This is a genomic window from Kluyvera ascorbata ATCC 33433 (assembly GCF_000735365.1).
Lineage (GTDB): Bacteria > Pseudomonadota > Gammaproteobacteria > Enterobacterales > Enterobacteriaceae > Kluyvera > Kluyvera ascorbata.
The window spans coordinates 22,726-35,469 of sequence record NZ_JMPL01000038.1; the positions used below are offsets into that span (position 1 = coordinate 22,726).

At 49.6% G+C, this 12,744-nt stretch carries 14 protein-coding genes; 10 read left to right on the top strand and 4 right to left on the bottom strand.

Annotated elements, in window-relative coordinates:
- Nucleotides 1-65 precede the first annotated feature (65 nt).
- The 3 genes from GKAS_RS11275 (at nucleotide 66) to GKAS_RS11285 (ending at nucleotide 3,318) form a co-directional block, all read left to right on the top strand.
- Nucleotides 66-506 carry a DUF411 domain-containing protein gene (locus GKAS_RS11275; protein ID WP_008322815.1) on the top strand — a complete coding sequence of 147 codons (441 nt, stop codon included), beginning with the start codon at nucleotides 66-68 and terminating at the stop codon, nucleotides 504-506.
- Between the two features lie 126 nt (nucleotides 507-632).
- Nucleotides 633-3,080, top strand: a complete 2,448-nt coding sequence (silP, locus tag GKAS_RS11280) for an Ag(+)-translocating P-type ATPase SilP (RefSeq protein ID WP_035894356.1) — start codon at nucleotides 633-635, stop codon at nucleotides 3,078-3,080.
- A 40-nt stretch (nucleotides 3,081-3,120) separates the two neighbouring features.
- On the top strand, nucleotides 3,121-3,318 hold the full coding sequence (locus GKAS_RS11285) for a DUF2933 domain-containing protein (protein ID WP_004388331.1): 198 nt from the start codon (nucleotides 3,121-3,123) through the stop codon (nucleotides 3,316-3,318).
- Nucleotides 3,319-3,351: 33 nt separating this feature from the next.
- Here GKAS_RS11285 and GKAS_RS11290 read toward each other — a convergent pair whose 3' ends face one another.
- Together GKAS_RS11290 and GKAS_RS11295 are read right to left on the bottom strand one after the other, a co-directional pair.
- Entirely contained in the window at nucleotides 3,352-4,089 is a 738-nt protein-coding gene (locus GKAS_RS11290; protein ID WP_004388332.1) for a peptidoglycan DD-metalloendopeptidase family protein, read from the bottom strand.
- Nucleotides 4,090-4,377: 288 nt separating this feature from the next.
- Nucleotides 4,378-4,827 carry a copper resistance protein gene (locus GKAS_RS11295; protein WP_001023257.1) on the bottom strand — a complete coding sequence of 150 codons (450 nt, stop codon included), beginning with the start codon at nucleotides 4,825-4,827 and terminating at the stop codon, nucleotides 4,378-4,380.
- Between the two features lie 234 nt (nucleotides 4,828-5,061).
- Between GKAS_RS11295 and pcoA the strand changes: the two genes are divergently transcribed.
- From pcoA to pcoE, 7 genes are all read left to right on the top strand, one after another.
- Nucleotides 5,062-6,879 carry a multicopper oxidase PcoA gene (gene pcoA / locus GKAS_RS11300; protein ID WP_000925242.1) on the top strand — a complete coding sequence of 606 codons (1,818 nt, stop codon included), beginning with the start codon at nucleotides 5,062-5,064 and terminating at the stop codon, nucleotides 6,877-6,879.
- 5 nt (nucleotides 6,880-6,884) lie between these two features.
- A complete protein-coding gene (gene pcoB / locus GKAS_RS11305; protein ID WP_072252507.1) occupies nucleotides 6,885-7,775 on the top strand; it encodes a copper resistance outer membrane transporter PcoB in 891 nt (296 codons plus the stop codon).
- A gap of 39 nt (nucleotides 7,776-7,814) precedes the next feature.
- A complete protein-coding gene (gene pcoC, locus GKAS_RS11310; protein ID WP_000025662.1) occupies nucleotides 7,815-8,195 on the top strand; it encodes a copper resistance system metallochaperone PcoC in 381 nt (126 codons plus the stop codon).
- Nucleotides 8,196-8,250: 55 nt separating this feature from the next.
- Nucleotides 8,251-9,129 carry a copper resistance inner membrane protein PcoD gene (gene pcoD / locus GKAS_RS11315; protein ID WP_309473745.1) on the top strand — a complete coding sequence of 293 codons (879 nt, stop codon included), beginning with the start codon at nucleotides 8,251-8,253 and terminating at the stop codon, nucleotides 9,127-9,129.
- Nucleotides 9,130-9,183: 54 nt separating this feature from the next.
- Nucleotides 9,184-9,864 (top strand): copper response regulator transcription factor PcoR, encoded by a 681-nt coding sequence (gene pcoR / locus GKAS_RS11320; RefSeq protein WP_001188930.1) that lies wholly within the window; start codon nucleotides 9,184-9,186, stop codon nucleotides 9,862-9,864.
- On the top strand, nucleotides 9,861-11,261 hold the full coding sequence (gene pcoS / locus GKAS_RS11325) for a copper resistance membrane spanning protein PcoS (RefSeq protein ID WP_035894359.1): 1,401 nt from the start codon (nucleotides 9,861-9,863) through the stop codon (nucleotides 11,259-11,261). Before pcoR ends, pcoS begins: the two co-directional genes overlap by 4 nt.
- 215 nt (nucleotides 11,262-11,476) lie before the next feature.
- Complete coding sequence (gene pcoE / locus GKAS_RS11330) at nucleotides 11,477-11,911, top strand: copper resistance system metallochaperone PcoE (protein WP_032664823.1); 435 nt, start codon at nucleotides 11,477-11,479, stop codon at nucleotides 11,909-11,911.
- Nucleotides 11,912-12,129: 218 nt separating this feature from the next.
- Here the strand turns inward: pcoE and GKAS_RS11335 are convergent, their stop codons facing one another.
- The gene (locus tag GKAS_RS11335; protein WP_013087107.1) at nucleotides 12,130-12,426 is read right to left on the bottom strand and encodes a type II toxin-antitoxin system RelE/ParE family toxin; all 297 of its coding nucleotides are present in this window, start codon (nucleotides 12,424-12,426) and stop codon (nucleotides 12,130-12,132) included.
- The gene (locus tag GKAS_RS11340; protein ID WP_013087106.1) at nucleotides 12,413-12,673 is read right to left on the bottom strand and encodes a type II toxin-antitoxin system ParD family antitoxin; all 261 of its coding nucleotides are present in this window, start codon (nucleotides 12,671-12,673) and stop codon (nucleotides 12,413-12,415) included. The genes GKAS_RS11335 and GKAS_RS11340 overlap by 14 nt, the downstream gene beginning before the upstream one ends.
- Between the last annotated feature and the right edge of the window lie 71 nt (nucleotides 12,674-12,744).

The window sequence follows — 12,744 nt, forward strand, 5'->3', positions numbered from 1 at the left end:
GGGTGTCCTTCTTTACTGATTCACCCTGACGTCAGGGTTTATATCGATAATATACAGAGGTGAGTATGAAAAAAGTGGTTCTAATGGCGCTGGCTCTCGGCCTTTCACTACCCGCGATGGCGAGTGAAAAAGTGATTGATATGTACAAATCTGAAAACTGTGGCTGTTGTTCCCTGTGGGGCAAAGCGATGGAAAAAGACGGGTTCGAAGTACGAACTCACGTCATGAATGATCAGGCGCTGTCAGCCCTGAAAGAAAAGCATGCTGTTCCTGCAGGACTACGAAGTTGTCATACCGCGGTTGCCGGTAATTTGATCATTGAAGGCCATGTGCCTGCGACAACGATACATAAGGCAATGCAGTCTGGTTCGGGTATATACGGTCTCGCCACCCCCGGTATGCCAGCAGGAAGTCCTGGAATGGAGATGGGAGCCCGAAAAGAGGCTTACGATGTTATCGCATTCTCACCGGATGGAAGTAAAAAAGTCTTCCAGCGAATCGAATAGTCAGCGGAACGGCTGATAACGGGACGCCGGTAGCAGGCACTCCTGTGCCGGCGATATTCGTGGTAATCGCATCCATGACATACCCTGAAGACAGAAGATGCTTCGGTATGCATAAGGAGAGTTACTGTGAAAAATGACAATGCAGTGCAACACAACAACCAGACTGCTTCTGAGCAGACATTATCCCCGGACGAGGGCCACGTATTGCATAAGGTGAGAGATCCCGTGTGCGGGATGGTCATCCTGCCTGACAAGGCGCACAGCAGCATTCGATACCAGGACCATCAGCTTTATTTCTGCTCCGCCAGCTGTGAGAGCAAATTTAAAGCCCATCCCGATCATTATTTTACCGAAGATGCCAGTGAACATTCCCATCACCATCACCACGATCATCACGAAGTCAGCCCTGATCAGATAAAACAGCCTCACAACCAGGCGGAAAAAGAGAATTCTGAAGGTGTGTGGACATGTCCGATGCACCCGGAGATACGCCGCAGTGGTCCCGGAAGCTGTCCTGTCTGTGGAATGGCACTGGAGCCGCTCGTAGCTACGGCATCCACGGGGCCGAGTGATGAACTTCACGACATGACAAGACGCTTCTGGCTGGGGTTGTTGCTGGCGTTTCCGGTTCTGGTACTCGAAATGGGATCTCATCTGTTTCCCGACTTGAGGAATACAGTACCGCCACAGTACAACACATGGCTGCAGTTGCTTCTGGCCTCCCCTGTCGTGTTGTGGTGTGGCTGGCCATTCTTCGCCCGGGCCGGAATGTCGTTACGTAACCGCTCCCTGAATATGTTTACCCTTGTTGCAATGGGGACCGGCGTAGCCTGGGTTTACAGCGTCATTGCAACCGTCTTCCCCTCCTGGTTTCCTGCATCGTTCAGAAACATGGATGGCCTGGTGGCCGTTTATTTTGAAGCCGCAGCAGTTATTACGGTGCTTGTTCTGCTGGGACAGGTTCTTGAGCTGCGGGCACGGGAACAAACCTCAGGCGCCATTACTGCGCTTCTGAACCTTGCCCCCAAAACCGCCAGACGGCTGGATCATGACGGTCATGAAACGGATATTAATGCGGAAGATGTCCTGCCTGGCGATAAGCTCCGCATCAGACCTGGAGAGAGTATTCCGGTCGACGGTATCGTGATCGAAGGCAAAACAACCGTGGATGAATCGATGGTGACCGGGGAGTCTATGCCGGTTACCAAAACGAAGGGTGACCCTGTCATTGGGGGGACGATTAATCAGACAGGTAGTCTTATCATCCGTGCAGAGAAAGTCGGTGATGAAACGATGCTCTCACGAATTGTTCAGATGGTCGCTGATGCACAGCGTTCGCGTGCCCCCATCCAGAGAATGGCAGACAGCGTTTCAGGCTGGTTTGTTCCTCTGGTGATACTTATCGCGGTTGTTGCTTTCTTGATCTGGTCTGTCTGGGGGCCCGAGCCCCGGATGGCGCACGGTCTCATTGCGGCTGTGTCGGTCCTGATTATTGCCTGTCCCTGCGCGCTGGGACTGGCCACGCCGATGTCGATAATGGTGGGGGTGGGCAAAGGCGCCCAGGCCGGGGTGTTAATCAAGAATGCCGAAGCCCTTGAGCGTCTTGAAAAAGTGGACACGCTGGTTGTCGACAAAACAGGCACGCTCACGGAAGGTTCGCCTACGGTGACAGGGATTATCAGTCTCAGTCCGGGTGGGGAAATATCTCTTTTACGTGTAACAGCTGCAGTGGAAAAAGGTTCGCAGCATCCGTTGGGTATGGCTGTTGTCAGAGCCGCGCATGAAAAGGGGATCGTGATACCTGCCGTCAGTAATTTCAATGCCCCGTCGGGGAAAGGTGTCACAGGCGATGTCGAAGGTCAACGGGTTGTTATTGGTAATGAACTGGCTATGCAGGAAAACAGTATCGTTATTGATAATCAAAAGGCCGTTGCGGATACGTTGCGGATGGAAGGCGCTACCGTTATCTATGTGGCCACAGACGGGAACCTTGCAGGCCTGATAGCTATCTCGGATCCCGTGAAAGCAACCACGCCGGATGCGCTTAAAGCTTTGCGTCAGGCGGGGATCCGCATTGTTATGCTCACCGGGGATAACCAGCTTACTGCTGAAGCAGTCGCACGGAAACTGGGAATAGATGAGGTTGAAGCCGGGATTCTGCCGGATGGCAAAAAAGCAGTGATAACCCGACTGAAAGAGTCTGGCCATGTGGTTGCGATGGCCGGAGACGGTGTGAATGATGCCCCGGCGCTGGCAGCGGCTGACGTGGGTATAGCCATGGGAACGGGTACAGATGTGGCAATAGAAAGTGCTGGCGTTACCCTTCTCAAAGGCGATTTGATGATACTCAACAGGGCCCGTCATCTGTCAGAGATCACCATGAAAAATATCCGGCAGAATCTGTTTTTTGCGTTTATCTACAATGCTCTTGGGGTGCCTGTAGCTGCAGGTCTGCTTTATCCTGTGTATGGAATACTGCTGTCGCCAGTTATTGCGGCGGCGGCCATGGCCCTTTCCTCCGTTAGCGTCATTGTGAATGCGTTGCGTCTGAAAAGTGTCAGGCTCGGGAAATAACACTGAGTGAAGGGGCTGTTACGAACAGAAGGAGTCCGGTATGAAAAGTACAACCTATGCGCTTATTGCTGTCGCCGCGATTGCGGCATTTGCTCTCCTGCGCGAACACTGGTCACATGTGGCAGGCTACTGGCCATATCTGTTACTGCTGCTTTGTCCGCTCATGCATCTTTTCCACGGTCACGGGGGGCATGGAGATCATCAACATCACGGAAGTGAAAACGATAAAAAAAATTAATCCGGCAGACGGGACCGCGTCGCGGTCCCGTTATCAGTCCAGGTATCGTTCGTAGTCTCTGGCATGCGCAAAGGCATGCTGTTCGAGTTTGTTATCAGCGGGTGCCGCCGTCCGGAACGCCAGTGAGTTAACAGGATTGTTATTGATGACCAGCTCGTAATGCAGATGAGGACCGGATGAACGTCCGCTGTTACCGGATAACGCAATAGCGTCTCCCCGGGTAACCCTGGCCCCTTTAGTAACGAGTATTTTATTGAGGTGGAGATAGCGAGTTTTAACACCGGCTTTTCCCGTTACTTCAACAAAATATCCCATGGTACTGTTGTATTCGGCCCGGGTGATTTTTCCGTCGATGACGCTGACTATTTTCGTGTTCATGGGCATGGAATAATCAATGCCATTATGGGGACTCACTTTTCCCGATACCGGGTTAAGTCTTGCAGGATTGAAAGGCGAACTGAGTCTTGCTGTGGCCGGTAACGGATAATCGAGACTGCCTTTCCCGGAAGTATCGGAAAGGTTATAGAACTTTTTATCTGATATACGATACGCCGTGTAATTAAATGAACCGGACGTAAATTTATAGGCCACGACACGTGATTTTCCCGCTTTCTTTTGCAGTACGAGTTTTAATGATTCATTTTTTTTCAAATGCCGCAGATTAAACCGGGAAGGCAAGGAGCGCTGAAGAGTAGCGATCTCGTTCGATTCCAGCCCCGAGCGGGTGGCTGAAAGGTAGGCATTTTCTTTTACGACATCGGTAGAATACATTTACTGGAATTCGCCGTTAGCATGAACACTGCGGCGTATGCTAGGGGTTTTCAGGAGGCGTGTCATCTGTCAGTTAATCGGGAGCACCGTTGATGGTCGTCATTTTTGTAACATATCTTGTTTCCCGTTTGCTCCGGAAGCTCTGGGAACTGTATGACCAGCCCGACGGTGATGATTAACGGGACTGAAACAGGTTACGGCAGAGCAATATGGGGCTCATGTCCTGCTACGTAACCCGTCAGTAAAGCCCTGCTGCGCACCTGACGCTAAGCACTAACCCGCCTGCAGTTACCTGGTCGAATACAGCCCGCGAAGCTTTCTTGCCTGCGTCTGATGTGCTTCCGCACCGGCATTATTGACCTGCTCATGCACGAGAGCGGCTTTTTCTCCGGCATTCAGTTCGTTAAAAGAAGAAGACGAGGTCTTTGAATTTGCATCACTGCCGGACAGCATTTTTTTATGTTCCTCAATCATTTTCTGATGCGCATAGGACGCGCTGTTGTTCATAAATGAATGAGCAACAATGGCCCTTTCATGTTCATTCATTTCAGAGAATGAGGGCGTGTTGTTTTTATTAACCCTGTCCGGTAAGTTTTCATGCGTCGAGGAATTCACATGACTGACGGCTGAGGCATTATTAACAAATCGATGTGCTTCATGGGCAATATCACTGGACTGAGCAAAAGCTGCCCCACAAAATAAAGCTGTAAACGCAGTGGTCGTGATTAATATATTCATGTGTAATTACCTTCTGAGGTACATAAAAGATGTCCTTATGATCATATATAAAAATAATCAACCTGTGGGGAAGATGACGTAAATGTAATACAGCTATGTACATTACACGATTGTAATGAATTTGTTTCTTAAGGTGTGCTAGATTCATTTCATTGTAAGTGGATGAACCAGTAATTTAATTTAAATCGGTTCTCGAATTCTGTCAGTAACCATACTTTAAATAAGGGAATGCGCATGCTGTTGAAAACGTCTCGACGAACTTTCCTGAAGGGGTTAACCCTCTCTGGCGTAGCCGGAAGTCTTGGCGTATGGAGTTTCAATGCGCGTTCCAGTCTGAGCCTGCCAGTTGCCGCATCCCTGCAGGGTACTCAGTTTGACCTGACCATTGGTGAAACGGCCGTCAATATCACGGGCAGTGAGCGTCAGGCCAAAACAATCAATGGAGGCCTGCCGGGGCCCGTTCTTCGCTGGAAAGAAGGTGACACCATTACCCTGAAGGTCAAAAACCGTCTTAATGAACAGACGTCCATTCACTGGCACGGCATTATTCTTCCGGCCAATATGGATGGTGTTCCGGGGCTGAGTTTTATGGGCATAGAGCCTGATGATACCTACGTTTACACCTTTAAGGTTAAGCAGAACGGGACTTACTGGTACCACAGCCATTCCGGTCTGCAGGAACAGGAGGGGGTATACGGTGCCATTATCATCGATGCCAGGGAGCCAGAACCGTTTGCTTACGATCGTGAGCATGTGGTCATGTTGTCTGACTGGACCGATGAAAATCCTCACAGCCTGCTGAAAAAATTAAAAAAACAGTCGGATTACTACAATTTCAATAAACCAACCGTTGGCTCTTTTTTCCGCGACGTGAATACCAGGGGGCTGTCAGCCACCATTGCCGATCGGAAAATGTGGGCTGAAATGAAAATGAATCCGACTGACCTCGCGGATGTCAGTGGCTACACCTACACCTATCTCATGAACGGGCAGGCCCCGCTGAAAAACTGGACCGGACTGTTCCGTCCCGGTGAAAAGATACGCTTACGGTTTATCAACGGCTCGGCAATGACCTATTTCGATATCCGTATCCCCGGGCTGAAAATGACGGTCGTGGCTGCAGATGGCCAGTATGTAAACCCGGTTACCGTTGACGAATTCAGGATTGCCGTTGCCGAAACCTATGATGTCATTGTGGAGCCTCAGGGTGAGGCCTATACCATCTTCGCACAATCCATGGACAGGACCGGTTACGCTCGAGGGACACTGGCCACGAGAGAGGGGTTAAGTGCTGCCGTTCCCCCCCTCGATCCCCGTCCTCTGTTGACCATGGAAGATATGGGTATGGGGGGAATGGGACATGATATGGCAGGAATGGACCACAGCCAGATGGGAGGCATGGATAACAGCGGAGAGATGATGTCTATGGACGGTGCTGACCTTCCGGATAGCGGGACATCCTCCGCGCCCATGGATCACAGCAGCATGGCCGGTATGGATCATTCCCGGATGGCCGGAATGCCGGGTATGCAAAGTCATCCTGCGTCAGAAACGGATAACCCACTGGTTGATATGCAGGCGATGAGCGTCTCTCCGAAATTAAATGATCCGGGTATTGGTCTTCGAAATAACGGAAGAAAGGTTCTCACGTACGCGGATTTGAAAAGCCGCTTTGAGGATCCTGACGGACGTGAACCTGGCCGTACCATAGAACTGCATTTAACCGGCCACATGGAAAAGTTTGCCTGGTCATTTAACGGAATCAAGTTTTCAGATGCCGCACCGGTGCTGCTGAAATACGGTGAGCGGCTCAGGATCACGCTGATCAACGATACCATGATGACTCACCCCATTCACCTGCATGGTATGTGGAGCGATCTGGAAGATGAAAACGGTAATTTCATGGTTCGTAAACACACAATAGATGTTCCCCCTGGTACAAAACGCAGTTACAGAGTGACAGCAGATGCGCTTGGCCGCTGGGCGTATCACTGCCATTTGCTCTATCACATGGAAATGGGAATGTTTCGTGAAGTCCGGGTGGAGGAATGATGCGAATGAAGAGAAATTTGAAGGCCATACCTGTTCTGGTCGCCTGTTTGTTTACCTCACAGCTTTCTATTGCGGCGGGCTCCGTCTCTGCAGATCCCCACGCCGGGCACGACATGTCTGCCATGCAGATGCCAGCAGATGAGAATTTCACTGAGATGACGTCAATGGAGCCCATTGTAACTGAGAGCAGAACGCCAATTCCGCCTGTTACCGATGCCGACCGGAAGGCTGCATTCGGCAATTTACAGGGGCATGCGATTCACGACAGTGCGATTAATTATCTGGTTCTGCTGGATCAACTGGAATGGCAACGGTCGGATAACACCAACAATTTCAGCTGGAGTGTTAACAGCTGGATTGGAGGCGACACAGATCGGATTTGGCTAAAGAGTGAAGGTGAACGAAGCAATGGGGAAACGGAGGCGGCTGAAGCGCAGTTACTCTGGGGACATGCGGTTGGCCCATGGTGGGATTTGGTTGCGGGTGTCAGGCAGGATTTCAGACCTGCTTCTGCCCGGACCTGGGCTGCTGTCGGTTTTCAGGGGCTGGCACTCTATAATTTTGAGTCTGAAATTACGGGTTTTGTCAGTAATGGCGGAAAAGCAGCCCTTCGTCTGGGAGGAGAATACGACGTTTTACTGACTAACCGGCTCATACTCCAGCCATCCTATGAGGTGAATTTCTACAGTCAGGATGATGAATCGCGGGGTCGCGGCAGGGGACTGACTGACACAGAGCTGGGGCTCCGGCTGCGCTATGAAATACGCCGTGAGTTTGCACCCTATATAGGCGTTTCCTGGAATCAACTTTACGGGAAAACATCCGATATGGCGAAAAGAGAAGGTGAGAAAGACCATCAGGTAGTATTCCTGGCGGGAGCCAGAATCTGGTTTTAACGCACTGATATAAAACACTCAACTAAACAGGTAAATAAAATGTCGATTTTAAATAAAGCCATTCTTACAGGTGGCCTCGTTATGGGCGTTGCTTTCTCTGCTATGGCCCATCCGGAATTAAAAAGCTCTGTGCCACAGGCTGATTCAGCCGTAGCGGCCCCGGAAAAGATTCAGCTTAATTTCTCGGAAAATCTGACCGTGAAATTCTCAGGTGCAAAATTAACGATGACGGGTATGAAAGGCATGTCATCACATTCTCCGATGCCGGTCGCGGCAAAAGTGGCGCCAGGCGCTGACCCTAAATCGATGGTCATTATTCCGCGAGAGCCTTTACCCGCTGGCACTTATCGTGTTGACTGGCGCGCGGTTTCTTCAGATACGCACCCTATTACCGGTAATTACACCTTTACAGTGAAGTAATATTATGAACGACCTGATTATGATTGTTATTCGTTTTCTTCTTTATCTGGATTTGATGGTAATATTTGGATTGCCATTTTTTCAGATATATGGAATAAGCAGTGTCAGACATGAAACCTATAACCTGACTAATTTCAGGTCGTTTATAACCTTTGCTGTTGTTACAGGCATCATTCTTACTGGCATTAATATGCTCCTGGTATCTAATGCCATGAGTGGAGTAACTGACCTCAGAGAATTATCCATCCATGTTATCGAGATGGTGATAGAAGAAACTGATGTGGGTATTAGCTGGATTGTCAGGCTCTGTGCCCTGTTTACCACACTCGGTGCTTTGTTCCTTTACACTAATAAGAGAGTATTGTCCTGCCTGCTGATGACGATGAGTGGGGGCGTGGCGCTGGCTACACTTGCCTGGGGAGGACACGCCGTTATGCATGACGGTCTGCATTACTATCTCCATTTACTGAGCGATCTGACCCATCTCGGCGCTGCAGGTGCCTGGACAGGTGCTCTGGTTGCATTTGCTATCCTGCTGATGCGCAGAAACGAGCATAATGCACAGAGCGTCATTGTGATATCTGACTCCCTGGCAAAATTTGCCACGGCAGGAACGGTGATTGTTGTAGCCCTGATCCTGAGTGCGCTGGTCAACTATCTGTATATTGCTGAGGGTAACTTAACTCCCTTATTCAACAGTTCCTGGGGGAGGATATTGCTTGCCAAGACGGCTCTGTTTGTTCTGATGCTTCTTCTGGCTGCAGCAAACCGGTTTCACCTGGGTCCCCGGCTTGAAGTTATGGTCAGGGAAGGGAATTATGATCGCAGCGTTGCCCTGATGCGAAACAGCATCCTGACAGAATTCGTTGTTGCGATTATCATTCTGGGCGCCGTAGCGTGGCTCGGAATGCTTGCTCCGTCTCAGGTCAGCTAGGGGACATCCAAAGCTCATGCGTGAGATTTTTACTTTCATATCAGCGAGTTGACCATGCAGCGTATTTTAATCGTTGAAGACGAACAAAAAACAGGTCGTTACCTGCAGCAGGGACTGGTTGAGGAAGGCTATCAGGCCGATCTCTTTAATAATGGCCGCGATGGTCTCGGGGCCGCGTCGAAGGGACAGTATGATTTGATAATACTGGACGTGATGCTGCCTTTCCTCGACGGGTGGCAAATCATCAGCGCACTGAGGGAGTCCGGGCACGAAGAACCGGTCCTGTTTTTAACCGCAAAGGACAACGTGCGGGACAAAGTGAAAGGACTGGAGCTTGGCGCAGATGACTACCTGATTAAGCCCTTTGATTTTACGGAGCTGGTTGCACGTGTAAGAACCCTGCTGCGCCGGGCACGCTCGCAGGCCGCAACAGTCTGCACCATCGCCGATATGACCGTTGATATGGTGCGCCGGACCGTGATCCGTTCGGGGAAGAAGATCCATCTCACCGGTAAAGAATACGTTCTGCTTGAGTTGCTGCTGCAACGCACCGGAGAAGTGTTACCCAGGAGTCTTATCTCGTCCCTGGTCTGGAACATGAATTTTGACAGTGATACGAATGTGATTGATGTCGCCGTGAGACGTCTGAGAAGTAAAATTGATGATGACTTTGAGCCAAAACTGATCCATACCGTTCGCGGTGCCGGATATGTCCTGGAGATCAGAGAAGAGTGAGGTTCAAAATTTCCCTGACCACACGCCTGAGCCTGATTTTTTCTGCGGTGATGCTTACGGTATGGTGGTTATCAAGTTTTATCCTGATTAGCACCCTTAATGGCTATTTCGATAATCAGGACCGCGATTTTCTGACAGGTAAACTTCAGCTCACCGAAGAGTTTCTTAAAACAGAGACGTTCCGGAACAAAACGGATATTAAGTCATTATCAGAAAAAATAAACGATGCGATGGTAGGGCACAATGGTTTATTCATTTCTATAAAAAACATGGAAAATGAAAAAATTGTTGAACTCTATGCCAAAAATTCTGTTGTTCCAGCGGTCCTGCTTAATAAGTCGGGTGATATTCTCGACTATATGATCCAGACGGAAGAAAATAACACCGTGTACCGCAGTATCTCGCGGCGGGTTGCCATGACGCCGGAACAGGGTAAAAGCAAACATGTCATCATTACGGTTGCCACGGATACTGGGTATCACACCCTGTTTATGGACAAACTCAGTACCTGGCTGTTCTGGTTCAATATCGGTCTGGTCTTTATTTCTGTTTTTCTGGGCTGGCTGACCACACGTATTGGTCTGAAACCGTTACGGGAAATGACCAGTCTGGCTTCCTCCATGACTGTACACAGCCTGGATCAGCGTCTAAATCCCGATCTGGCTCCGCCGGAAATCTCTGAGACCATGCAGGAGTTCAATAATATGTTTGATCGCCTGGAGGCGGCATTCCGGAAACTGTCAGATTTCTCGTCTGACATCGCGCATGAGCTGCGCACACCAGTCAGTAATCTGATGATGCAGACGCAGTTTGCACTGGCTAAGGAAAGGGATGTTTCGCATTACCGCGAAATTTTATTCGCTAACCTGGAAGAACTGAAAAGGTTGTCACGAATGACCAGTGACATGCTTTTTCTGGCACGTTCAGAGCATGGTCTGCTGCGGCTGGATAAACATGATGTGGATCTGGCAGCCGAACTGAATGAATTACGTGAGTTGTTCGAGCCCCTGGCAGACGAAACAGGAAAGACAATCACGGTTGAAGGAGAGGGCGTTGTTGCCGGAGACAGCGATATGCTCCGACGTGCTTTCAGTAACCTGCTTTCCAATGCAATCAAGTATTCTCCCGATAACACCTGTACAGCGATACACCTTGAGCGTGACAGTGACTGTGTGAACGTGATGATTACGAATACGATGTCCGGCCAGGTTCCCGCTAATCTGGAACGTTTGTTTGACCGGTTCTATCGCGCAGACTCATCAAGGTTCTACAACACGGAAGGCGCGGGGCTGGGATTATCAATTACAAGGTCGATCATTCATGCTCACGGCGGCGAGCTGTCAGCAGAACAGCAGGGGCGGGAAATTGTGTTCAGTGTGCGTCTGTTAATGGATTAATACCGTTATTCAGGAGAAACCCGGAAGGTGACAAAAATGTCATCGTTCAGTCACGCGATAAACAGAGGCGGTTTTTTATAATCAGCCATAAATCAGGACAGCGTGATAATTCAATCGCCCGGTTCCTGGCGTGATGATCAACCAGCCCTGAGATCAAATGCTTCCTCTGTTATAAGCATTGATTGTTCGGGTATGAAAACACCGGAGACCCAACCATGAAAAAGATTCTCGTATCATTTGTTGCCATTATGGCTGTCGCTTCATCCGCCATGGCTGCAGAGACAATGAACATGCATGACCAGGTAAATAATGCACAGGCTCCTGCCCATCAGATGCAGTCATCTGCTGAAAAAAGCGCAGTTCAGGGAGACAGCATGACAATGATGGATATGAGCAGTCACGATCAGGCCGCAATGTCCCATGACATGATGCAAAACGGCAATTCTGCTGCCCATCAGGACATGGCTGAAATGCATAACAAAATGATGAAATCCAAGCCAGCAGCTTCTAACGAAACAGCAAAATCATTTTCCGAAATGAACGAGCATGAGAAAGCCGCTGTTATGCATGAGAAGGCGAATAATGGTCAATCTTCCGTTATTCATCAGCAGCAGGCTGAAAAGCATCGCAGCCAGATCACGCAGAATTAACCCGCAGCTCCACTTGTCAGACCCTCATTTAACGCCGAAGTCACTGGCTTACGCTCCCAATCGGGAGCGTTTTTTTAAACCAAATGAAAGATTATGTCTGTGTATGATTAATCGTAGTCTGCGGCCTGTTATGAACTAAATGAACGACGGACTAAATTTAACATAAGATAGATTGCGCGAACTAAGTATTTAATTTGATTGTTATTTTACACATTCAGTTATATCCATGGTTCATGCCGCGCCGTATCCTGAGACTGACTGAGAATACGTATGATCGTAACCACCGAATGTGATGACACAAAATAGATCATGTGCTGTTCCACCGGCAGCGAGCAGATATCTTCTCCCAGCTCTGCGCGATGCGTGCCGATGTCATGCATGGCCAGCACATCAAACACTGCGGCTATACGCCCGATATACGCATCCGCCTGAACAACCCCGAACTGTCTGAAGCTGTAGTCCCAGATAGCCTCCAGATCTTCTTCTGCTTTTGGTGTCAGCTCAATCTCTTTCATTTGCCATCCTGGCCCTGACATTATTCAGGAATGCATCCTTGTTCCATGGTTTCGCCTCGCCGCTGCTGATGCCTTCGGCCAGCAGATCGCGCAGTTCCTGAAGGCGTGATTCAGCTTGCTTCTCGCGCAGCAGCCGCAGCGCGTCACGCATGACTTCGCTCTGGGTTCGGTAATCACCGGCCTTAACCAGGGAATCGATAAATTCACGCAGCTCATCACCCACGTCCACCGTCATTGTACGGGCCATAACCCCTCCGTTTCATTATGTAAGATTTGTTCTTACATAAGTATATCATTTTAGCATCAGGCTTCCATGGT

What these genes read in the sequence shown, in the direction of transcription:
- GKAS_RS11340 (WP_013087106.1), bottom strand. Translation starts at nt 12,673, where the DNA reads ATGGCCCGTACAATGACGGTGGACGTGGGTGATGAGCTGCGTGAATTT.
- pcoA (WP_000925242.1), top strand. Translation starts at nt 5,062, where the DNA reads ATGCTGTTGAAAACGTCTCGACGAACTTTCCTGAAGGGGTTAACCCTC.
- pcoC (WP_000025662.1), top strand. Translation starts at nt 7,815, where the DNA reads ATGTCGATTTTAAATAAAGCCATTCTTACAGGTGGCCTCGTTATGGGC.
- pcoD (WP_309473745.1), top strand. Translation starts at nt 8,251, where the DNA reads ATGGTAATATTTGGATTGCCATTTTTTCAGATATATGGAATAAGCAGT.
- GKAS_RS11295 (WP_001023257.1), bottom strand. Translation starts at nt 4,827, where the DNA reads ATGAATATATTAATCACGACCACTGCGTTTACAGCTTTATTTTGTGGG.
- pcoB (WP_072252507.1), top strand. Translation starts at nt 6,885, where the DNA reads ATGAAGAGAAATTTGAAGGCCATACCTGTTCTGGTCGCCTGTTTGTTT.
- GKAS_RS11275 (WP_008322815.1), top strand. Translation starts at nt 66, where the DNA reads ATGAAAAAAGTGGTTCTAATGGCGCTGGCTCTCGGCCTTTCACTACCC.
- GKAS_RS11290 (WP_004388332.1), bottom strand. Translation starts at nt 4,089, where the DNA reads ATGTATTCTACCGATGTCGTAAAAGAAAATGCCTACCTTTCAGCCACC.
- pcoE (WP_032664823.1), top strand. Translation starts at nt 11,477, where the DNA reads ATGAAAAAGATTCTCGTATCATTTGTTGCCATTATGGCTGTCGCTTCA.
- GKAS_RS11285 (WP_004388331.1), top strand. Translation starts at nt 3,121, where the DNA reads ATGAAAAGTACAACCTATGCGCTTATTGCTGTCGCCGCGATTGCGGCA.
- pcoR (WP_001188930.1), top strand. Translation starts at nt 9,184, where the DNA reads ATGCAGCGTATTTTAATCGTTGAAGACGAACAAAAAACAGGTCGTTAC.
- GKAS_RS11335 (WP_013087107.1), bottom strand. Translation starts at nt 12,426, where the DNA reads ATGAAAGAGATTGAGCTGACACCAAAAGCAGAAGAAGATCTGGAGGCT.